We start from the raw sequence: 20,642 nt of genomic DNA, 5'->3' as shown, positions 1-20,642 counted from the left end.
TGTGTACGGGCTTAGGCCAGCTCGCGCTTTTCGATGAACACACCATAGATCGTCGTCAGGATACTGACATTGATCAAGGGGACGATCAGCATGCTCGCAAACAAGACAATCAAGACACCTATGATCGGGACGAAAAGCAGCAAAGACGCCAGTAGCTGAAGCAATATTTGGAAGAGAATGGACAAGACAACCAGAAGTGCGATGGCTCCGCTTGCGCCCGAGGTTGCTTGCCACGCTTCAGACAGCTTTATTGGTTTTCCGATCGCTGCGCCGGGTAAAATCGGGGAGGCCCGATAGAATCCGATCGTGAGAAAGATGATCAAACCCAGCCAAACCAGAACTCCCAGCGCCACAGAGGATTGCGCCATCATGCCCATGATCAGCGCTCCCGGTATCATGATGATAAGAGCGATTAGGCCGAGCATCAGAAGGCGTCCGAAATAGGCGAGCACACGGTCGAACCTGAAAGGCGGAACCAAACCGCTTGGATATTCCTCAAGTAGAACGAAACGGTGCCACGACACGACAATCCACAGCATGACCCCAAAGACAACGGCCATAAGGCAGAGCAGAAATCCGGTGAAGGACGCGGCCGTTACGCCTTCAGGGAAGCCATTGGTTTCACTGTTGAATTCTTCGAAAGGGATGCCAAACAGGAAGAACAGGCCGATGGCTAAAAAGCCGCCAATGAGCGCCGGTACGACTGAAATCTGTAGCGCCTGCGTCAGGTTCCTCAAAACCATCTTCACCGAATGTACGAAAATCTCCAGCCCCAGCATGAAACCGCCCTCTCAACCAATCATTGTTCTCTATCCGCCCGTTTCACCGCAATTCCCGCCCTGCGTCAATGCACGCCGCTTGCCCCCACGTCCAAAACCCGCTAGGGGCCAGTCGTTCTACGTACAAAGGGAAATCAGATGTCCGCGCCCAAGAAAGTTGTTCTGGCCTATTCCGGTGGCCTTGATACCTCGATCATTCTGAAATGGCTGCAGACCGAGTATGGCTGTGAGGTCGTGACCTTCACCGCCGATCTGGGTCAGGGCGAGGAGCTGGAGCCCGCCCGCAAGAAAGCCGAGCTGCTGGGGATCAAACCCGAGAACATCTATATCGAAGACATCCGCGAGGAATTCGTCCGCGATTTCGTCTTCCCGATGTTCCGCGCCAATGCACAGTACGAAGGGCTGTACCTGCTGGGCACCTCGATCGCACGGCCTCTGATCTCGAAACGTCTGGTCGAGATTGCCGAAGCGACCGGTGCTGACGCTGTCGCCCATGGCGCAACAGGCAAAGGCAACGATCAGGTTCGTTTTGAACTGGCTGCTTACGCACTGAATCCCGAAATCAAGGTGATCGCGCCGTGGCGCGAGTGGGATCTGACCAGCCGGACCCGTCTGCTGGAATTTGCCGAAGCAAACCAGATCCCGATCGCCAAGGACAAGCGCGGCGAAGCGCCCTTCTCGGTTGACGCCAACCTGCTGCACACCTCGTCCGAGGGTAAGGTTCTGGAAGACCCCGCCGATATGGCACCCGACTATGTCTATCAACGCACTGTCCACCCCGAGGATGCGCCGAACGAGCCGGAGTTTATCGAGATCGGTTTTGAAAAAGGCGACTCGGTCAGCATCAATGGCGAGGCGATGAGCCCCGCGACCATCCTGACCAAGCTGAACGAATATGGCGGCAAGCACGGCATTGGCCGTCTCGATCTGGTCGAAGGCCGCTTCGTTGGAATGAAATCGCGCGGTATTTACGAAACCCCCGGCGGCACCATCCTGTTGGAAGCGCATCGTGGGATCGAGTCCATCACCATGGACCGCGGCGCGATGCATCTGAAGGACCAGCTGATGCCGCAATATGCCGAGCTGATCTATAACGGCTTCTGGTACTCGCCCGAGCGGGAGATGCTGCAGGCAGCCATCGACAAGTCGCAAGAGCATGTCACCGGCACCGTTCGCGTGAAACTGTACAAAGGTCTTGCCTCAACCGTGGGCCGCTGGTCGGATCATTCGCTGTACTCCGAGGCGCACGTGACCTTTGAGGAAGACGCTGGTGCATATGACCAGAAAGATGCGGCAGGCTTCATCCAGTTGAACGCACTGCGCCTGAAGCTTCTGGCCGCGCGTGACAAACGGCTGAGCAAGTAAGCGTTTAGAATTTTAGATCTGGCCCCGGTGTCTGATCAGGCACCGGGGTTTTTCTTTGCCGGGTTTCCGTCGGGTCGGGCTTGCCCGGATCAGGCGATTGACTTTACGCATACGTCAATCAGGGAAGGACGGATAATGCTGCAAGACATCGCCGACGGAATTCAAAAGGGTTTGAACGGCAAAAACTTTGACGGATCGCTTAAGTTCGATTGTGGCGACGAGGGCGTGATCGTTCTGGCGGAGAATACTGCCTCAACCCAGGATCGGGACACAGACTGCACCATCCGCATCTCGCGCGAGAACCTCTCTAAGTTGCTGACCGGTAAGCTGAACCCAATGACCGGGGTTGCGCTGGGCAAGCTGAAAATCTCGGGCAACATGGGTGTTGCGATGAAGCTGGGGCAGCTGCTGGGCTGATAAACTCGTCTCACCAGCGCGTGACAAATCATGTCAGCGCATTGCAAGCACAAAAATCTGCGGGCAGCTTGGTTTCGGAAGGAGACCTGCCATGACCCGGATCACTTACCTTGATTGCCTGAAACCTTCACTTCTGTTCGTGCTGATCTTGTTGGCAGCAATGCTGCGCGCCTTACCTGCTCCGGCCGCTGGCACTGAGACGCTAACAGTCGCCGGTGGCTGTTTCTGGTGCGTGGAATCCGATTTCGAGTCCGTGCCCGGCGTGATCGGCGCGGTCTCGGGCTATACCGGTGGCAAGACGGATAGTCCCACCTATGATCAGGTCTCGAAAGGCGGAACAGGGCATTACGAGGCGGTCCAGATCACCTTCGATCCCGCCCGCGTTTCCCGTGCAACCTTGCTGAACATGTTCTTCCGCTCAGTCGATCCCACGGATGCGGGTGGCCAGTTCTGCGATCGCGGCGACAGCTATCGCACAGCAATTTTCGTCTCTAATAAAGGGGAAAAGGCGCAGGCACAGCAAGCCAAGACCAGCGCACAAAACGCGCTGGGGCAGACTGTGGTCACGCCGATCCTGCAAGCTGGAACGTTTTATCCAGCCGAAGCGTATCACCAGGATTATTACAAGGGTAGCAAGCTGGTACTGACCCGCTTTGGCCCCAAGCGCCAAAAGAACGCCTATAAGGCCTACCGCGAAGCCTGCGGTCGCGATGCGCGGGTCAAACAATTGTGGGGCAACGAAGCGCCCTTTGCAGGGTCCTAGTCAAACTGCGCTTCACGCACCTCTTTCAGATCAGGAATGACATCTGCAGTGCCGTGCCGCGTGACCATCAGGGCCGCGGCGCGGTTTGCTTGGGCAATCGCCTGCGCCATCGGCATACCCCGGTCCATTCCAGCCAACACATAGCCGGTGAATGTGTCACCTGCCCCGGTGGTATCCACAGCGTTGACCTTATGGGCCTGAAACGCTTGGGGTTGATGATCTTGCTGATAGTAGCGCGCACCTTTTGAGCCAAAGGTGACGATCACATGTTCGACCGGCAGGTCTGAAGGGGCGAGACCCGTTGCATCCTGCAATTGCTCGGCCTCGACTTCGTTGAGGATCAGAAAATCCAAATACGGTAGAACCGCTTGAACTGCGTCTGCCTGAAATGGGGCGGCGGCGTAGCAGACAGTCAGCCCCATTTCGCAACCTAGTTTAGCGGCCTCAATCTGCGCATTGGTTTCGTTCTGCATCACCAGAAGATCACCTGATACCGCCGAGGACAACGCCTGCCCAAGTTGGTCGTTCGAGATGGCATGGTTGGCGCCTTGATACAGAACGATCAGGTTTTCACCCTGCGCGTCCACCGCGATGATCGCGTGACCCGTTGGCACATCCACCTCGGCAATATGCCGCGTATCCACGCCATATTCGGTCAGCCTGTCCCGCGCCCAAAGACCATCTGAACCCACAGCACCGATATGCGATACCCGGGAACCAGCCCGGGCTGCCGCCACCGACATATTGGCGCCTTTGCCGCCCAGAAACCTCTGCAACCCGCTGGCCGCAAGGGTTTCACCCGCTTCAGGCAAATGCGGCAGGGCATAAACCATATCCGCGTTGATAGAGCCGAGGTTCCAGATCGTCATGATTTACCCGATATCGCAAGAGGCTAGGATGGCCATGTTCAGAATGTCATTCGCGGTTGAGACCGTCGAACAGATCTGGATCTGCTTATCGATCCCAGACAGGATCGGTCCGATTACGGTAGCTCCGCCCATCTCCTGCATTAGCTTAGTCGAGATCGATGCCGAGTGCCGTGCTGGAACAATCAGGATATTGGCCGGACCTGTCAGGCGTTGGAATGGATAGGCCTCTTGCTGGTCCACGTTCAGGGCCACATCAACCGTCATCTCGCCTTCGTATTCGAAATCGACGCCGCGCTCGTCCAGCACTGCCGGAGCACGGTGCATTTTTTCCGCGCGCTCGGAGACCGGATAACCAAAGGTCGAGAAACTCACAAACGCCGCCCGAGGCTCCAGCCCCATATGGCGTGCCACGGCAGCGGCACGTTCTGCGATGTTGGCCAGATCATTCTCGTCCGGCCATTCATGCACCAGCGTGTCGCCAATCAGAACGATCCGTCCTTTGTGCAGCAATGCGGTAACCCCCGCCGCACCATGGGCGGCATCCGCATCGAACACATGGTTGATGCGGTCCAGCACATGCGCCGACTTACGAGTGGCCCCTGTCACCAGACCATCCGCATGACCATGCGCCAGCATTAAAGACGAAAACACATGCCGATCCCGTGCAGCGAGGCGGTGAATATCTTTGTGATCAAAGCCCTTACGCTGCAGGCGCTGATACAGAAAATCCTTATAGGCCTCGAGATGCGCGGTATTGGCGGCGTTCACCACATCAATTTCACGCACCGCGTCCCCAAGACCAGCGGCTTCGAGCTTTTCCTTTACGTCGTCTGGCCGGCCCACAACCAGAGCCTTACCAAAGCCCGAGCGTTGGTACATAACGGCCGCGCGCAATACGCGCGGATCGTCTCCCTCGGCAAAGATCATCCGGCTTTGCGCCTGACGCGCCCGCGCGTTCAAGCCGCGCAGGATGCTGGCCGTCGGGTCCATGCGGGATTTCAGGCTCAGCTCATAAGCGTCCATATCGATGATCGGACGTCGCGCCGCGCCGGTATCCATACCAGCCTTGGCAACCGCAGGCGGGATACGGTGGATCAGGCGCGGATCAAAAGGCGTTGGAATGATGTAGTCGCGCCCAAAAGTCAGCGACTTGCCATAGGCCATGGCAACCTCATCCGGAACATCTTCACGTGCCAATCGCGCCAGAGCATGGGCGCAGGCGATTTTCATCTCGTCATTGATCGCACGGGCATGAATATCCAGCGCACCGCGGAACAGGTAAGGAAAACCCAGAACGTTATTCACCTGATTCGGATAATCGCTACGGCCCGTCGCGACGATCGCATCAACGCGCACCTCGTGCGCCTCTTCCGGGGTGATTTCCGGGTCAGGGTTCGCCATGGCGAAAATCACCGGATTGTCAGCCATGCTGGCGACCATGTCTTGTGTCACCGCCCCTTTGACCGACACGCCCAGAAATACATCCGCATCCTTCATGGCCTCTTCCAAAGTGCGAAGATCAGTCGTGATGGCATGGGCCGACTTCCACTGGTTCATGCCCTCGGTCCGGCCCTGATAAATCACGCCTTTGGTGTCGCAGACGATGCAATTCTCGTGCCGTGCACCCATGGCCTTGAGCAGTTCGATACATGCAATTCCTGCAGCGCCTGCCCCGTTCAGGACGATTTTTACATCTTCGATCTTTTTGCCCGAGATATGCAACGCGTTAAGCAGGCCCGCCGCACAAATCACTGCTGTGCCATGCTGATCATCGTGGAAGACCGGGATATCCATCTCTTCCTTCAGGCGTTGTTCGATGATGAAACATTCGGGTGCTTTGATATCTTCCAGATTGATACCGCCAAAGGTCGGACCCATCAGGCGCACAGCGCGACAGAACTCGTCCGGGTCTTCGGTATCCAGCTCGATATCGATCGAGTTCACATCAGCGAACCGCTTGAACAGGACCGATTTGCCTTCCATCACCGGTTTTGAGCCCAGCGCACCCAGATTTCCAAGGCCCAGAACGGCGGTACCGTTCGAGATCACGGCAACCAGATTGCCTTTGTTTGTATAGTCATACGCCGTCTCTGGTGCTTCAGCGATGGCTTCACAGGGAACCGCAACGCCAGGGCTGTAGGCCAGCGAAAGATCGCGCTGCGTGGTCATGGGTACGGTGGCCTGCACCTCCCACTTGCCGGGGGTCGGGTCTAGGTGAAAGGCCAGCGCCTCTTCTTTGGTGATCTTCGCTTTGGGCATCTTACAGGTCGTTTCCATGACTTTGGGGCTTTTGCCTCATAACGCAGGCGGGGCCGCGCCTCAACGAGAATGAGTTTTCACCTTTTACTGAAGATGCGGGATTTGTAAGGTCGCGCCCGGAACACGCCAGAAAGGGACCGAATTTGTCCACAGTCACGCCGATGATGGCGCAGTACCTTAAGATCAAAGAGGCTCATGCAGATGCCCTGCTGTTTTATCGCATGGGTGACTTCTACGAGATGTTCTTCGAGGATGCGGTGAACGCGGCTGAGGCGTTGGATATCGCGCTGACCAAGCGCGGCAAACACAATGGCGACGATATCCCGATGTGCGGCGTGCCGGTGCATTCTGCCGAGGGCTACTTGCTGACCCTGATCCGAAAAGGGTTCCGCGTCGCGGTCTGCGAGCAGATGGAAAGCCCGGCGGAAGCCAAGAAAAGAGGCTCTAAATCGGTGGTAAAGCGCGGTGTTGTGCGTCTGGTGACGCCCGGCACACTGACCGAAGATGCCCTGCTAGAGGCGCGGCGGCACAACTTTCTGGCTGCCTATGCCGAGGTTCGGGACGAAGCCGCACTGGCCTGGGCCGATATCTCAACCGGTGCGTTTCACGTGATGCCGCTGACGTCAATCCGGTTGAGCCCTGAACTCGCTCGGCTGGCCCCATCTGAGCTGATCGTGGCCGATGGGTCCGAGGAAAAGCTGCATGAAACCGTCATGGACCTTGGCATATCGCTTACGCCTGTCGGACGCGCCAGTTTTGACAGCGCTGCAGCCGAGAAACGCATCTGCGGGTTGTTTCACGTGGGCGCTCTGGATGCATTCGGGAACTTCGGGCGCGCCGAGGTTTCGGCCATGGGCGCGCTGATCGATTATCTGGAGATCACGCAAAAGGGCAAACTGCCCCTGCTGCAAACGCCCTTAAAGGAATCCGAGGATCGCGTGGTTCAGATCGACGCCGCAACGCGACGCAATCTGGAACTGACCCGGTCGCTGTCTGGTGGGCGCGCCGGGTCGCTGCTGTCCGTGGTCGACCGAACAGTAACGCCAGGTGGCGCAAGACTTCTGGAACAGCGACTGTCCAGCCCCTCGCGTAATCTGGATGTGATCCACGCCCGACTGGACGCGGTATCTTTAGCGGTCGAAGATAGCCTGATCGCCTCAGATCTGCGCGAAGCTTTACGCAAAACACCCGATCTGGATCGCGCTCTGTCTCGTCTTTCGCTGGATCGAGGCGGCCCGCGTGATCTGGCCGCTATCCGCAATGGATTGGAACAAGCCGCAACAATCGCTGAAACCTGTGCCTCACAGGATCTGCCTGTTCTGCTGGCCACTGCCGTCCAGAACCTTGTCGGATTTGACGATCTGTTGGCTTTGCTGGACGAAGCATTGGTTGCCGAACCACCCTTGCTGGCCCGCGATGGCGGCTTTATCGCCCCCGGGTTTGATACCGAATTGGACGAAGCGCGCACCTTGCGTGACGAAGGCCGTTCGGTCATCGCAGGTTTCCAACAGAAATACGCCGAGCATACCGGCATCACGTCACTGAAGATCAAACACAACAATGTGCTTGGCTACTTCATCGAGACCACGGCAACCCATGCCGAGAAAATGTTGAACCCGCCATTTAGCGAGACTTATATCCACCGCCAAACCACCGCCAATCAGGTGCGCTTCACCACGGTGGAGCTATCCGAGATCGAAACAAAGATTCTCAATGCCGGAAATCTCGCGTTAGAGATCGAAAAACGGCTCTATCAAAGACTTTCTGGGGCTATTCTGGATGTTGCCGCACGGCTAAATCAGGCCGCGCGCGGACTGGCTGAGCTGGATCTAACCACTGCACTCGCCGATCTGGCTCGCGGCGAAAGCTGGTGCCGTCCAAAGGTCGACGGGTCACGCGCATTCGACATCAAAAGAGGCCGTCACCCGGTGGTCGAGCATGCCCTGAGGCAGCAAAGCGGCGATGCTTTCATCGCCAACGACTGCGATCTGAGCGCCGATGCAGGCGCTGCAATTTGGTTGCTCACCGGTCCCAACATGGCCGGTAAATCAACCTTCCTGCGCCAGAATGCGCTGATCGCCCTACTGGCGCAGATGGGCAGCTATGTTCCGGCAGAACGGGCGCAAATCGGATTAGTCAGTCAATTGTTCAGCCGCGTCGGAGCGTCAGACGATCTGGCGCGGGGCCGCTCGACCTTTATGGTCGAAATGGTCGAAACCGCAGCTATTCTGAATCAGGCCGACGACCGCGCGCTCGTAATCCTTGATGAGATCGGCCGAGGCACCGCGACCTACGACGGCCTTTCCATTGCCTGGGCCACACTGGAACACCTACACGCGGCAAACCAATGCCGCGCATTGTTCGCCACCCACTACCACGAATTAACTGCACTCGCTGGAAGTCTGAACGGTGTAGAAAACGCGACCGTTGCAGTCAAAGAATGGGAGGGTGAAGTCATCTTTCTGCATGAGGTACATAAAGGCGCTGCCGATCGGTCTTACGGCGTCCAGGTTGCACAATTGGCTGGCTTGCCCGCCTCGGTCGTGGACCGCGCCCGTATCGTGTTGGATCAATTAGAAAAAACCGAACGTGAAGGCGGTAAGCAGAAAGCACTGATCGACGATCTGCCCCTGTTTTCAGCTGAGCCGCCGCCTCCCCCTGCGCCAAAAACCTCGCCCGTTACTGATATGCTGGAAACCATCCTTCCAGATGAACTCAGCCCCCGCGAAGCCTTGGACTTGATCTACAAACTGAAAGAGGCGGCCAGATCCTGACCGCCTCGAACCCGGTTGACCCAGGAACTGTTCAGCTTGCGGGCGTTGACGACACCCCAACCTGCGCCGGGCGCAACAACCTGTCGTGCAGCATGAAGCCTTCTGCCGACACCTGAATGATGTCGCCGGCTTTGGTTCCGGGCACCGGGGCCTCGAACATCGCCTCATGTACATTCGGGTCGAACCTGTCCCCGACCTGTGGCGTAATCACCTCGATCCCATGCTTCTGGAACACATCCTTCAGCGCGCGCATGGTCAACTCGACACCTTCCAGCAAGCCGGCGGCAACCTCTTTCTGCTCATCCGTCGCGGCCTCAAGCGCGCGTTTCATATTGTCGTAAACCGGAAGCATGTCGCGGGCCAGTTTTGACCCGCCATATTGTTCCGCATCCCGACGCGCCTTGTCGCCACGCTTGCGCGCATTTTCGGCATCGGCCAGCGCACGCATGAACTTGTCTTTGTAATCATCGCGCTCAGCACGCAGTTGATCGACCTCAAGCGCCTCATCGCTGATCTCAGCAAAATCTTCGGCAAACTCTTCCGCCTCGGCGGACATGATGTCGTCCAGAAAATCTTCGTTCTTGGGCTCTGCCATCTCTTACCCTCTAGCTCCGGTCGGAAATCAGCTTGCCGACCAGTTGCGCCGTATAATCCACGATTGGTACGATTCGCCCGTAATTCAGACGTGTGGGTCCAATGACCCCAACCGCACCGATTATCTTACGATCAGCGTTCATATATGGAGACACCACCAAAGAGGAACCCGAAAGTGAGAAAAGTTTGTTCTCAGAGCCAATAAAAATGCGCACACCTTCGCCTTCTTCGGTCAATTCAAGGAATTCGGCGATATCGCGTTTGCGTTCAAGGTCGTCAAACAGGGTGCGGATTCGATCAAGTTCTTCTGCCTGACCCGGCTCATTTAACAGATTCGCCCGCCCGCGCACGATCAGCCGGGCCGAGTCGCCGCCGTCCCCGTCCCAAGCGGCAATGCCGCTCTCGACCATCTCACGCGCCAGAACATCGATTTCCTGTTTCCGCGCGTCGATCTGTGACAGCATCTGACGGCGCACTTCGCCAAGCGTACGTCCTTCGATCAGTGCGTTCAGGAAATTGGCTGCCTCGCGCATCGAACTGGGTGTTTGGCCAGGCGGAGGTGTAAACAGCCGGTTTTCCACCTGCCCGTCCGAAAACACCAAAACCACCAAGGCCCGGTCATGACCAAGCGAGACGAACTCGATATGCTTGATCTCGGCCTCATGCTTTGGCGTCAGAACCAGCGAAGCCCCTTGTGTCACGTGTGATAGCGCCGCGCCGACGCGATCGAGCATACCACCCACATCGCCTGCGTTAGAGCCTAGTGTTTCGTCCAGCTTCTGCCGATCATCCGCACCCAGATCGCCCATTTCCAGCAATCCGTCCACGAACATGCGCAGCCCCTGCTGTGTTGGAATTCGACCAGCGCTGACATGCGGACTGTCGAGCAAACCCAGAAATTCAAGATCCTGCATCACATTGCGTACGGTCGCAGCACTGACTTTCTCGGACAATGTGCGCGTCAGAGTCCGGCTGCCCACGGGTTCACCGCTTTCCAGATAGCTTTCGACAATCAACCGGAACACCTCACGCGACCGGTCATTCATCTCGTCCAGAATTTTGCTTGCTTCGCTCATCGGCGGCCCTCTGCTGGATCGTCATTAAATCGCAGGCAAATGAAAGGTCAATCGGGCTTGCATCGTAACGCCGCAGGACGGTATCCCCAACCCAGCAGATAAAGGATTTCTCATGCGACCCTCAGGACGTGATCTAAACGAAATGCGCGCCGTTTCAATTGAAACGGGGTTCACCAAACATGCCGAAGGCTCTTGCCTGATCAAGATGGGCGACACCCATGTGCTGTGCACCGCCACGATTGAGGATCGCGTGCCGCCTTTTATAAAGGGCTCGGGCCTGGGCTGGGTCACCGCTGAATATGGCATGCTGCCCCGCGCGACCAATACGCGGATGCGGCGCGAGGCTGCCAGCGGCAAGCAAGGCGGACGCACCGTGGAAATCCAGCGCCTTATCGGCCGCGCCTTGCGCGCCGGTGTAGACCGGGTTGCCTTGGGAGAACGGCAGATCACTATTGACTGCGATGTCATTCAAGCCGACGGCGGCACCCGCTGTGCCTCGATCACTGGCGGTTGGGTGGCGCTGCGTCTGGCTGTGAACAAGCTGATGAAAACAGGCGATGTGATCTCTGACCCTTTATTAGACCCTGTTGCCGCCGTTTCATGCGGAATTTATGCCGGTCAGCCCGTGCTAGATTTGGACTATCCCGAAGATAGCGAAGCTGGCGTTGACGGCAATTTCATCATGACCGGCTCGGGCAAGCTGATCGAGGTGCAGATGAGCGCCGAAGGATCAGTCTTTAGCCGTACACAGATGGATCAGCTGATGGACCTTGCCGAGAAAGGCGTGAGCGAACTTGCTGCTGCCCAGAAAGCTGCAACCGCATGACTCGCAGGTTCGAAGGTGATCGACTGCTGGTCGCCACCCACAACAAAGGCAAGCTCGAGGAGATGGCGCATCTGCTTGAGCCCTTTAGCGTAACGGTTGTCGGCGCGGGCGAAATGAACCTGCCCGAACCGAAAGAGACCGAGGACACTTTCGTCGGTAACGCCCGGATCAAAGCCCACGCAGCTGCAAAGGCGACCGGCCTACCTGCCTTGTCGGACGATTCCGGGATCACCATCGACGCATTGGATGGCGCACCTGGTGTTTACACCGCCGATTGGGCCGAAACCGGCAGTGGCCGCGATTTCCTGATGGCGATGACTCGCGCCCATAATGAGCTAGAGGCGAAAAACGCCCCCCACCCGCGTATGGCCCAGTTTCGCTGCACTCTTGTTCTGGCCTGGCCCGACGGGCATGACGAAGTGTTCGAGGGCGTCGTGCCCGGTCACCTGACTTGGCCGATCCGTGGCAAGGACGGGTTCGGCTATGACCCGATGTTTGTCCCTGAGGGGCACGACATTACCTTTGCCGAAATGGATCGCTGGGAAAAGAACAAGATCAGCCATCGCGGGCGCGCGGTGGAGATGTTCGTGAAAGGCTGCTTTGGCGGATGATTGGCGAAACGGGGGCTTTGGCCTTTATGTGCATTGGCCCTTTTGCGAGGCCAAGTGCCCCTATTGCGATTTCAACAGCCACGTTTCCAAGAATATTAATCAAAAACAATGGCTTGAGTGTTATCTCAGTGAACTGAGCCGCTCGGCCATCGAAACTCCTGACCGGGTTTTGAACACAATCTTCTTTGGCGGCGGAACTCCATCACTGATGGCCCCCGAGACCGTCGCCACCATCATCGACAAGACCCGCGCCCTTTGGCGATCGGCCAACGATATGGAAATCACGCTTGAGGCCAATCCAGGCTCGGTTGAGGCCGGGCGGTTCGCGGCCTATCATGATGCGGGCGTGAACCGCATCTCGATGGGTGTTCAGGCCTTGAACGACGATGACCTGCGTCGTCTGGGGCGCATTCACACGGTTGCCGAGGCTCGCGCTGCCTTCGATATCGCGCGCTCTTGCTTTGACCGTGTGAGCTTTGATCTGATCTATGCCCGCCAGCATCAAACTCTGGACGCCTGGCGTGCTGAGCTGACCGAAGCGCTATCGATGGCAGTTGATCACCTGTCGTTATACCAACTGACCATTGAGGAAGGCACAGCGTTTGGTGATCGCTATGCCCTGGGCAAGCTGCGCGGTCTGCCCGAGGATGACAACGCCGCGGATATGTATCTGGCGACGCAGGAAATCTGCGAAGCGCATGGGCTGCCTGCCTATGAGATTTCAAACCACGCCCGGCCCGGAGCGGAATCACGGCATAACCTCATCTATTGGCGCTATGGTGATTACATCGGTATTGGACCCGGCGCACATGGTCGGATCACCCTGGATCGCCGGAAATTCGCGACGGAAACTCATCTTTCACCAAACAAATGGCTGACGGCTGCCTCCAATGGGCACGGCGAAAGCAATCGGTTCGAGCTTAGCCAACGTGAACAAGCCTCAGAATACCTTATGATGTGTCTACGTTTGGTCGAGGGCCTAAATATAGACAGATACACTCTGCTTGCAGGTGAAGAGCTTTCGCATGACAAACTTGATTCGCTGATCGATCTGGGCATGCTAACCCTTGATCGCAATCAATTGCGCGCCACTTCAAACGGGCGCGCCGTGCTCAACGCGGTAATCCGAGAGCTGTTGGAGTAACAGATGCAATTTCTCTGGGCCGGATTGGGGTTATTATGCGTTGCGCTTGCCATGATCGGAGTCGCTCTACCGCTGCTGCCGACGGTACCATTTCTTCTGTTGGCCGCGTTCTTTTTTGCCCGCTCATCGTCACGGCTGCACAACTGGTTGCTGAGCCATCGAACCTTTGGCCCTATGATCATCGATTGGCAAAGCTCTGGCGCGATCAGACCCGGTGCAAAAAAGGCGGCCACCCTTTCGGTTGCCGCCGTATTTGGCTTATCGGTTCTGCTGTCGGTTCCTTCTCACGTCCTGATCATTCAGGCCATTGTGCTCAGCGCTGTGATGCTGTTTATCTGGACCCGACCTAACGGCTGAGCTTTGCGCACAGATCATCCAACTGATCCAGGTTCTCATAAGCCAACACAACCTGCCCGGATTCAGATCCGGCCTTATGGTTGATCGTCACCTTCATCGCCAGAATCGCAGACAAATCCTTTTCAAGCGCTCGGGTGTCTGCGTCCTTCCCAGCATTCAGGTTTCTGGATTTCGGAGCCGGCTTATCCGTCCCACCTTGCTGCTTTTTCACTAATGCCTCGGTCGCACGCACCGAAAGGCCCTCACGAACCACCTGTTTCGCCAGCTCCGATGGGTTTTCTGCCGTGATTAACGCCCTTGCATGACCAGCGGATAATTTTCCTTCTATTACAAGGGATTGCACGTCCAATGGGAGTGACAAAAGACGCAGCAGATTAGCGATATGGCTTCTGCTTTTACCAAGCGCTTCGGCCAGCTTTTCTTGCGTGTGACCAAAGCGATCCATCAATTGCTTAAAGCCTGCCGCCTCTTCCACCGCGTTCAGATCTGCGCGCTGAATGTTCTCGATAATCGCGACCTCAAGCACTTCGGTGTCATCAAATTCGCGAACAATAACTGGAATATCATGCAGTTGCGCCATCTGCGCAGCACGCCAGCGCCGTTCACCCGCAACGATTTCGTATTGGCCGCCATCGATGCTGCGGACAATCAGCGGCTGGATAATACCCTTTTCCTTGACCGAGGCCGCAAGCTCATCCAATTGCTCTTGAGCGAAACGGCGGCGCGGCTGATCTGGGTTCGCCTGCAGTTTTTCGATCGGTACCGTGAGATCCGGACGGCGGGGTTCAGATACAATCCGACCGTCAGCTTCTGGTGCGACATCAGCCATCAACGCAGATAGCCCGCGACCTAATCCTCGGGGTTTTCCTTTCCTGGCATTCATGTTGCCCTCCTCACGGCCACTTAAATGGCTACCTTGTTGTTCTTGTGCATAACCTCTCGGGCCAAATGCCGGTACGCCATCGCCCCAAGCGAACCCGAATCATATTGCAGCACAGGAAGCGCGTAAGATGGTGCCTCGCTGACCCGCACATTTCTGGGTATCTTGGTTTTAAATACCATCTCACCCAGATTGTCACGCGCATCCTTTTCGACCTGACGGGACAAGTTGTTGCGGTTGTCATACATCGTTAACACAACACCTTCGATTCTGAGGTCAGGATTAGCGGTCTGACGAACCTCGCGAATGGTCAACATCAATTGTGACAGCCCTTCCAGCGCAAAGAACTCACTTTGCAATGGAACAAGGACGGAATGCGCTGCTACCATTGCGTTTACGGTGAGCAGGTTCAAGGACGGCGGACAATCAATCAGCACAAAGTCCAGATTGAAGGCATCAATTGCAGTCTGTCGAAGCGCGTCATGCAGCAAATAACTGCGCTTTTCATTCGAGATCAGCTCAATATCTGCCGAGCTGAGATCTACGGTCGCCGGAACCACAAAAAGATTACCGATCTCGGTCTCCTGCACCACAGCTTCCAATGGTGCATCGTCGAGAAGAAGATCATATGTCGTCCAGTCGCGATCTTCGACCCCTAGACCCGTAGAGGCATTTCCCTGAGGATCGAGATCGACCACAAGAACCTTGCATCCGGCCTCGGCCAATCCGGCTGCGAGATTGATCGCTGTAGTGGTTTTCCCGACCCCGCCCTTTTGATTGGCAACCGCGATAATCCGAGGCCCAGCAGGACGAGACAGATCAACCACGTGCAACTCCTTTGATTTTCAGGATAACGGCTTGGGGTTCTGTTGAACTCTTAATGGGTTCAGCCTCGAATTTCCATTCTTTGCGCGCATCTTCCAGCTCTTTTTTCCAGGTTGCGCCTTTTGGCAACAACGCTGTACCGTTTTTACTTAAATGCCTGTTACAAAATGACATTAGAGTGGTCAGATCAGCCAGAGCCCGAGCTGAAAGCACGTCCGCATGCAAGGGATCAATGGCTTCAATTCGACGAGAGATCACGGAACAATTGGCGCCACTCTCTCTGGTCACACTTCGAAGAAATGCGGATTTACGTTGGTCGCTTTCGACTAATGTGAAACGCGTTTCAGGCGCAAATTCAATTGCCATGATGGCGCAGACCATGCCAGGAAAGCCGCCTCCGCTGCCTAAATCCACCCAATGATCTACGCGATCTGCGTTCTGAAAAACTTGAATGGAATCTTTGATATGGCGAATCCAAATCTCTTCAAGACTATTTCTTGAAACCAGATTGATTTTTGGGTTCCATTTTTCAAGCAGAGATACATAGATCACCAGGCGTTCGAATGTTTCACGTGAAACATCCAGAGCCTCCGCAGAAACGGCGTTCTGATAACTCATGCTTTTCTGGCTTTCACATCGCGCCTGAGCTTCGCCAGGACGAGGGTTAAAGCCGCAGGCGTGACACCTTCAACCCGACTCGCCTGCGCAATATTCGCAGGCTTCGCCTGCGATAGCTTTTGCTTCATTTCATTCGACAGACCATCAAGCGCAAAATAATTGAAATCCCGAGGAATTTCATGCGCCTCATCGCGCTTCATTGCTTCGACATCCCGTTGTTGGCGCGCAATATAGTTTGCATACAACGCATCGCGCTCGACCTGACGGCGAATTTCATCGTCTGTATTCTGTAGATCGGGTTCGAGCAAAACCATGTCTTCAAACGATACTTCTGGAAATGCAAGAACCGCCATTCCATCGCGCCGGTTTCCGTCCTGATTTATGCTGATACCAGCTTCGCGAATTTGCTTTGGCGTATATGTGGTCTCTGTCAGTTTGTTCTTTGCCTTTACAAGTTTTTCTGATTTCTCAGCAAAAACCTTGCGGCGGAGTTCACCCACACAGCCCAACTGCTCACCAATCGGGGTCAGTCTTTGATCTGCGTTGTCAGCGCGAAGTGATAGGCGAAACTCTGCACGGGATGTGAACATCCGATAAGGCTCGGCAACGCCTCGTGTTGTCAAATCGTCAATCATTACGCCAATATAGCTGTCTGAGCGTGTAAAATGTATTGGCGCACGCCCCTGTGTTTCCAGAGCTGCATTCAAACCTGCAACGAGGCCTTGCGCGGCCGCTTCCTCATATCCTGTGGTCCCATTGATCTGTCCTGCAAGATATAGACCAGGAACATCGGGCACAGACAAAGACGCAGATAGAACGCGCGGGTCAACGTAGTCGTATTCAATCGCGTATCCGGGTTGTAAGATTACCGCGTTTTCCAATCCTATGATGGATTGGACATATTCGACTTGTACATTTTCGGGCAAAGACGTTGAAATCCCGTTTGGGTACACCGTATGATCTCGCACGCCTTCCGGTTCCAGAAATATCTGGTGTGACTCCTTTTCCGCAAATCTGACGATTTTGTCTTCGATTGAAGGGCAATATCTGGGACCAACACCATCAATATGACCTCCATACATTGCTGATCGCGATAGATTTTTCTCGATTATTCCGTGCGTCTGAGCATTGGTATGAGTTATTCCACAGGCAATTTGCGGCGCTGTCACCGCTTGGGACATGAATGAAAACAGTGTTGGCTCTGCATCGCCATCCTGTCGTTCAAGTATATCCCAATTTATGGTTCGTCCGTCCAACCTCGGTGGCGTACCTGTTTTTAGTCGTGCCGTAGGCAAATCAAAGGCATCAAGGCGTTCAGCCAGCCTGATCGATGGGCAATCCCCCATGCGGCCACCTGGTTTTGAAACGTCCCCTATGTGGATCACGCCGCGCAGAAATGTACCTGACGTCAGGATAACTGTCTGTGCGGGGACCTCGGATTCATCTGCCAGTTTAACACCGGTGACGCGGTCGCCATCCATTAGGAAATCAACCACTTCCCCGGTAATCACCGACAGATTATCTTGTTTTTGCGTTTCCCCCGCCATTGCTGCCCGATAAAGGGCTCGATCCGCCTGCGCCCTCGGCCCTTGAACGGCCGGTCCTTTTCGCCGGTTCAATAAGCGAAACTGGATACCCGCACGGTCCGCCACGCGCCCCATTACGCCATCTAGTGCATCGATCTCGCGGACTAGATGCCCTTTACCCAACCCCCCGATCGCAGGATTGCACGACATGACACCGATGTCCTGTTCGGACAAAGTAACCACCGCCGTGTTCGCACCCATCCGTGCTGCCGCATGGGCAGCTTCGGTACCGGCATGTCCAGCGCCAATGACTACAACATCAAATCTCGAATGTTTCACGTGAAACACTCCCTATTTTCCCAGACAGAAACTTGCGAAGATTTCATCCAAAAGGGTTTCGACATCAATCCTGCCAACCAAAGATTCAAGCGACCGAATTGCCGTTCTCAACTCTTCAGCAGCTATATCATACATGTCCGGACCTGATTCCAGAACCTCTCGCGCAGCCGCAAGTGCGTCCGATGCTTTAGTCATCGCAATACGGTGACGTTCCCGCGTTGCAATACCATGGCTAGCTGTTCGAACAGTCAATACACGCGATATGTTGTCTATCAACTGGTCAATCCCGTGCCCGGTTTTCCCCGATATACCACCGGAAAAGGGTTCACGCAGGTCAGATTTTGGCAGAACATGAATGTCATCTGCCTGCATCGGTACACCTAGCTGATCAGGCTCATCCGACAGAAATACTCGTAGATCGGCCGCCTCTGCCCGTTTGCGCGCCAGTTCAATTCCCAGGTTTTCAACGTGATCATCGGTTTGCCTCAAACCGGCCGTGTCCAGCAGAGTGACAGGCAATCCGTCCAAGTCCATACGAACTTCAATCACATCACGGGTTGTCCCGGCATATTCTGAGGTGATTGCGGCTTCCCGCCCTGCCAACGCATTCAGCAAGGTCGATTTGCCTGCGTTCGGAAGACCAACTATGGCAACCTCAAAGCCGGTGCGAATGCGCTCGGCGATCCGAACACCTTTGGCTTCTTGGGTCAATTCGGCCATCACACCAGAGATCAACGTCCGAACCTCAGGTGATACATCTGTCGGCACCTCTTCATCAGCAAAATCAATCACGGCTTCCAACAAAGACGCCGCACGGATCAGATCACGCCGCCAACCTTCAGCCAGTCTGCCCAAGGCACCAGCCAAAATCGTCTGTGCTTGTTTCCGTTGTGCTTCGGTTTCTGCATCAATCAGATCAGCAAGACCTTCGACCTGCGCCAGATCCATCTTGCCGTTTTCCAGTGCACGACGCGTGAACTCACCAGGTTCGGCCAGCCGAAGATCGTCCATATCCGAAAGAGAGGTCAGCACAGCGTTGACAGACGCCATGCTTCCGTGAATCTGAAGCTCGGCCACGTCTTCGCCGGTAAAGCTGGACGGAGCCTGAAACGTCAGAACCAAGCCCTCATCCAACCGCGATCCATCTGACGCGCAGAGTGTTCGTACTCTCATTCCACGCCTTGGCAGGCCCCCGCCAGACAACTCATTGGCGGAGGCATACGCCTGCGGACCAGAAAGCCTGATCACAGCCACGCCTGCTTTGCCCTGGGCGCTGGCCAGGGCGAATATCGTATCCATTGATAGCCCCCGCGTCAGTGCCAGAACCTTGTCAGGTGTTCATTGAATCGAAGAACTCGCCGTTCGTCTTGGTTTGTTTCAACTTCGACAACAGGAACTCGATTGCATCTGTTGTACCCATCGGATTGAGGATGCGGCGCAGAACGAATGTCTTGGCCAAATCGCCCTTGTCGACCAGCAGATCCTCTTTCCGGGTGCCGGATTTGAGGATGTCGATTGCCGGGAACACGCGTTTGTCTGCAATCTTACGATCCAGAACGATTTCCGAGTTACCAGTGCCCTTGAATTCTTCAAAGATCACCTCGTCCATGCGGCTGCCGGTATCGATCAGGGCGGTGGCGATGATGGTCAGCGAACCACCTTCTTCGATGTTCCGCGCAGCACCAAAGAAGCGCTTGGGCCGTTGCAGGGCATTTGCGTCCACACCACCGGTCAGAACTTTACCCGAGGATGGCACCACGGTGTTAAAGGCCCTACCAAGTCTTGTGATCGAGTCGAGAAGAATAACAACATCTCGTTTATGCTCAACCAAACGCTTGGCTTTTTCGATCACCATCTCGGATACGGCCACGTGGCGGGTCGCGGGCTCATCGAAGGTTGAAGACACAACCTCACCCTTCACCGAGCGCTGCATGTCGGTCACCTCTTCCGGGCGTTCGTCGATCAGCAGGACGATCAGATAACACTCCGGGTGGTTCTGTTCGATGGAATGCGCGATGTTCTGCAGGATCACCGTCTTACCAGTCCGCGGCGGCGCCACGATCAGTGATCGCTGACCTTTACCAATCGGCGAAACCAAATCGATCACTCGAGCAGACTTGTCCTTGATGGTCGGATCTTCGATTTCCATCTTCAGACGCTCATCCGGATATAGAGGCGTCAGGTTGTCGAACAGAATCTTGTGTTTGGCCTTGTCCGGATTTTCAAAGTTGATCTTGGTGACGTTGGTCAGCGCAAAATAACGTTCATTCTCGTCAGGCGCTTTGATCTCACCTTCAACCGTATCTCCGGTGCGCAGCGAATGCTTGCGGATCATGTCAGGCGAAACATAGATGTCATCCGGTCCGGGTAGATAGTTCGCCTCGGGCGAGCGCAGAAACCCGAACCCGTCTTGCAAAACCTCCAGCACGCCGTCGCCACCGATGGTCCAGCCCTCATCTGCACGTTCGCGCAGAATCTGAAACATCATCTCGCCCTTGCGCATGGTTGAGGCGTTTTCGACCTCCAGCTCCTCGGCCATGGCCAGAAGGTCTTTGGGGCTTTTGGCCTTCAGATCGGCCAGATTCAGGGATTCAGTTGTCATGATGATACGAACCTCGGC

At 55.7% G+C, this 20,642-nt stretch carries 19 protein-coding genes; 8 read left to right on the top strand and 11 right to left on the bottom strand.

Annotated elements, in window-relative coordinates:
- Positions 1 to 11: 11 nt before the first annotated feature.
- Entirely contained in the window at positions 12 to 779 is a 768-nt protein-coding gene (locus ACR0MJ_RS18305; RefSeq protein WP_170613548.1) for a hypothetical protein, read from the bottom strand.
- Positions 780 to 917: 138 nt separating this feature from the next.
- Here ACR0MJ_RS18305 and ACR0MJ_RS18300 point away from each other — a divergent pair, with 138 nt between their 5' ends.
- The 3 genes from ACR0MJ_RS18300 to msrA all read left to right on the top strand — a co-directional run bounded on the left by ACR0MJ_RS18300 (position 918) and on the right by msrA (position 3,324).
- Positions 918 to 2,144: an argininosuccinate synthase gene (locus ACR0MJ_RS18300; RefSeq protein WP_480762109.1), complete on the top strand. Its 1,227-nt coding sequence runs from the start codon at positions 918 to 920 to the stop codon at positions 2,142 to 2,144.
- Between the two features lie 135 nt (positions 2,145 to 2,279).
- On the top strand, positions 2,280 to 2,561 hold the full coding sequence (locus ACR0MJ_RS18295; RefSeq protein ID WP_170598637.1) for an SCP2 sterol-binding domain-containing protein: 282 nt from the start codon (positions 2,280 to 2,282) through the stop codon (positions 2,559 to 2,561).
- 91 nt (positions 2,562 to 2,652) lie between these two features.
- Complete coding sequence (gene msrA, locus ACR0MJ_RS18290) at positions 2,653 to 3,324, top strand: peptide-methionine (S)-S-oxide reductase MsrA (protein ID WP_170399396.1); 672 nt, start codon at positions 2,653 to 2,655, stop codon at positions 3,322 to 3,324.
- Here the strand turns inward: msrA and ACR0MJ_RS18285 are convergent.
- Together ACR0MJ_RS18285 and ACR0MJ_RS18280 are read right to left on the bottom strand one after the other, a co-directional pair.
- On the bottom strand, positions 3,321 to 4,193 hold the full coding sequence (locus tag ACR0MJ_RS18285; RefSeq protein ID WP_170694860.1) for a ribokinase: 873 nt from the start codon (positions 4,191 to 4,193) through the stop codon (positions 3,321 to 3,323). The two genes, msrA and ACR0MJ_RS18285, sit on opposite strands and share 4 nt — an antisense overlap.
- 3 nt (positions 4,194 to 4,196) lie before the next feature.
- The gene (locus ACR0MJ_RS18280; RefSeq protein ID WP_480762107.1) at positions 4,197 to 6,452 is read right to left on the bottom strand and encodes an NADP-dependent malic enzyme; all 2,256 of its coding nucleotides are present in this window, start codon (positions 6,450 to 6,452) and stop codon (positions 4,197 to 4,199) included.
- 161 nt (positions 6,453 to 6,613) lie between these two features.
- Between ACR0MJ_RS18280 and mutS the strand changes: the two genes are divergently transcribed.
- Positions 6,614 to 9,226: a DNA mismatch repair protein MutS gene (gene mutS / locus ACR0MJ_RS18275; protein WP_480762159.1), complete on the top strand. Its 2,613-nt coding sequence runs from the start codon at positions 6,614 to 6,616 to the stop codon at positions 9,224 to 9,226.
- 31 nt (positions 9,227 to 9,257) lie between these two features.
- Here the strand turns inward: mutS and ACR0MJ_RS18270 are convergent, their stop codons facing one another.
- Both ACR0MJ_RS18270 and hrcA read right to left on the bottom strand, forming a co-directional pair.
- Entirely contained in the window at positions 9,258 to 9,821 is a 564-nt protein-coding gene (locus ACR0MJ_RS18270; protein ID WP_170399405.1) for a nucleotide exchange factor GrpE, read from the bottom strand.
- Between the two features lie 10 nt (positions 9,822 to 9,831).
- On the bottom strand, positions 9,832 to 10,896 hold the full coding sequence (gene hrcA / locus ACR0MJ_RS18265) for a heat-inducible transcriptional repressor HrcA (RefSeq protein ID WP_170399408.1): 1,065 nt from the start codon (positions 10,894 to 10,896) through the stop codon (positions 9,832 to 9,834).
- 112 nt (positions 10,897 to 11,008) lie between these two features.
- Here hrcA and rph point away from each other — a divergent pair, with 112 nt between their 5' ends.
- The 4 genes from rph to ACR0MJ_RS18245 are packed head-to-tail and all read left to right on the top strand — an operon-like array spanning position 11,009 to position 13,834.
- On the top strand, positions 11,009 to 11,722 hold the full coding sequence (gene rph / locus ACR0MJ_RS18260; RefSeq protein WP_170408796.1) for a ribonuclease PH: 714 nt from the start codon (positions 11,009 to 11,011) through the stop codon (positions 11,720 to 11,722).
- Positions 11,719 to 12,333: an RdgB/HAM1 family non-canonical purine NTP pyrophosphatase gene (gene rdgB, locus ACR0MJ_RS18255; RefSeq protein ID WP_170408797.1), complete on the top strand. Its 615-nt coding sequence runs from the start codon at positions 11,719 to 11,721 to the stop codon at positions 12,331 to 12,333. Before rph ends, rdgB begins: the two co-directional genes overlap by 4 nt.
- Complete coding sequence (gene hemW, locus ACR0MJ_RS18250; RefSeq protein WP_170408798.1) at positions 12,323 to 13,477, top strand: radical SAM family heme chaperone HemW; 1,155 nt, start codon at positions 12,323 to 12,325, stop codon at positions 13,475 to 13,477. The genes rdgB and hemW overlap by 11 nt, the downstream gene beginning before the upstream one ends.
- Before the next feature lie 3 nt (positions 13,478 to 13,480).
- Positions 13,481 to 13,834 (top strand): YbaN family protein, encoded by a 354-nt coding sequence (locus tag ACR0MJ_RS18245; protein WP_170399420.1) that lies wholly within the window; start codon positions 13,481 to 13,483, stop codon positions 13,832 to 13,834.
- Here ACR0MJ_RS18245 and ACR0MJ_RS18240 read toward each other — a convergent pair.
- Genes ACR0MJ_RS18240 through rho form a run of 6 tightly spaced genes read right to left on the bottom strand, consistent with a single transcriptional unit; the run spans position 13,824 to position 20,624 of the window.
- Complete coding sequence (locus ACR0MJ_RS18240; RefSeq protein ID WP_170399423.1) at positions 13,824 to 14,717, bottom strand: ParB/RepB/Spo0J family partition protein; 894 nt, start codon at positions 14,715 to 14,717, stop codon at positions 13,824 to 13,826. The two genes, ACR0MJ_RS18245 and ACR0MJ_RS18240, sit on opposite strands and share 11 nt — an antisense overlap.
- Before the next feature lie 20 nt (positions 14,718 to 14,737).
- The gene (locus tag ACR0MJ_RS18235) at positions 14,738 to 15,541 is read right to left on the bottom strand and encodes a ParA family protein (RefSeq protein ID WP_223117310.1); all 804 of its coding nucleotides are present in this window, start codon (positions 15,539 to 15,541) and stop codon (positions 14,738 to 14,740) included.
- The gene (gene rsmG / locus ACR0MJ_RS18230) at positions 15,534 to 16,157 is read right to left on the bottom strand and encodes a 16S rRNA (guanine(527)-N(7))-methyltransferase RsmG (RefSeq protein ID WP_480762102.1); all 624 of its coding nucleotides are present in this window, start codon (positions 16,155 to 16,157) and stop codon (positions 15,534 to 15,536) included. Before rsmG ends, ACR0MJ_RS18235 begins: the two co-directional genes overlap by 8 nt.
- Positions 16,154 to 18,022, bottom strand: coding sequence for a tRNA uridine-5-carboxymethylaminomethyl(34) synthesis enzyme MnmG (gene mnmG, locus ACR0MJ_RS18225; protein WP_480762100.1), 1,869 nt, complete (start codon positions 18,020 to 18,022; stop codon positions 16,154 to 16,156). Before mnmG ends, rsmG begins: the two co-directional genes overlap by 4 nt.
- A 12-nt stretch (positions 18,023 to 18,034) precedes the next feature.
- Complete coding sequence (gene mnmE / locus ACR0MJ_RS18220; protein WP_480762098.1) at positions 18,035 to 19,321, bottom strand: tRNA uridine-5-carboxymethylaminomethyl(34) synthesis GTPase MnmE; 1,287 nt, start codon at positions 19,319 to 19,321, stop codon at positions 18,035 to 18,037.
- Positions 19,322 to 19,352: 31 nt separating this feature from the next.
- Positions 19,353 to 20,624 (bottom strand): transcription termination factor Rho, encoded by a 1,272-nt coding sequence (rho, locus tag ACR0MJ_RS18215; protein WP_170399438.1) that lies wholly within the window; start codon positions 20,622 to 20,624, stop codon positions 19,353 to 19,355.
- Positions 20,625 to 20,642 lie beyond the last annotated feature (18 nt).

The sequence above is a fragment of the Ruegeria sp. C6 genome (assembly GCF_056537625.1).
This window is presented reverse-complemented; position numbering and strand designations above follow the sequence as displayed.

Coding starts and splice junctions, on each gene's coding strand:
- ACR0MJ_RS18280 (WP_480762107.1), bottom strand. CDS start 6,452: ATGCCCAAAGCGAAGATCACCAAAGAAGAGGCGCTGGCCTTTCACCTA.
- rph (WP_170408796.1), top strand. CDS start 11,009: ATGCGACCCTCAGGACGTGATCTAAACGAAATGCGCGCCGTTTCAATT.
- hrcA (WP_170399408.1), bottom strand. CDS start 10,896: ATGAGCGAAGCAAGCAAAATTCTGGACGAGATGAATGACCGGTCGCGT.
- ACR0MJ_RS18305 (WP_170613548.1), bottom strand. CDS start 779: ATGCTGGGGCTGGAGATTTTCGTACATTCGGTGAAGATGGTTTTGAGG.
- ACR0MJ_RS18300 (WP_480762109.1), top strand. CDS start 918: ATGTCCGCGCCCAAGAAAGTTGTTCTGGCCTATTCCGGTGGCCTTGAT.
- rho (WP_170399438.1), bottom strand. CDS start 20,624: ATGACAACTGAATCCCTGAATCTGGCCGATCTGAAGGCCAAAAGCCCC.
- mutS (WP_480762159.1), top strand. CDS start 6,614: ATGATGGCGCAGTACCTTAAGATCAAAGAGGCTCATGCAGATGCCCTG.
- rdgB (WP_170408797.1), top strand. CDS start 11,719: ATGACTCGCAGGTTCGAAGGTGATCGACTGCTGGTCGCCACCCACAAC.
- ACR0MJ_RS18295 (WP_170598637.1), top strand. CDS start 2,280: ATGCTGCAAGACATCGCCGACGGAATTCAAAAGGGTTTGAACGGCAAA.
- ACR0MJ_RS18270 (WP_170399405.1), bottom strand. CDS start 9,821: ATGGCAGAGCCCAAGAACGAAGATTTTCTGGACGACATCATGTCCGCC.
- msrA (WP_170399396.1), top strand. CDS start 2,653: ATGACCCGGATCACTTACCTTGATTGCCTGAAACCTTCACTTCTGTTC.
- ACR0MJ_RS18240 (WP_170399423.1), bottom strand. CDS start 14,717: ATGAATGCCAGGAAAGGAAAACCCCGAGGATTAGGTCGCGGGCTATCT.
- ACR0MJ_RS18285 (WP_170694860.1), bottom strand. CDS start 4,193: ATGACGATCTGGAACCTCGGCTCTATCAACGCGGATATGGTTTATGCC.
- rsmG (WP_480762102.1), bottom strand. CDS start 16,157: ATGAGTTATCAGAACGCCGTTTCTGCGGAGGCTCTGGATGTTTCACGT.
- mnmE (WP_480762098.1), bottom strand. CDS start 19,321: ATGGATACGATATTCGCCCTGGCCAGCGCCCAGGGCAAAGCAGGCGTG.
- ACR0MJ_RS18245 (WP_170399420.1), top strand. CDS start 13,481: ATGCAATTTCTCTGGGCCGGATTGGGGTTATTATGCGTTGCGCTTGCC.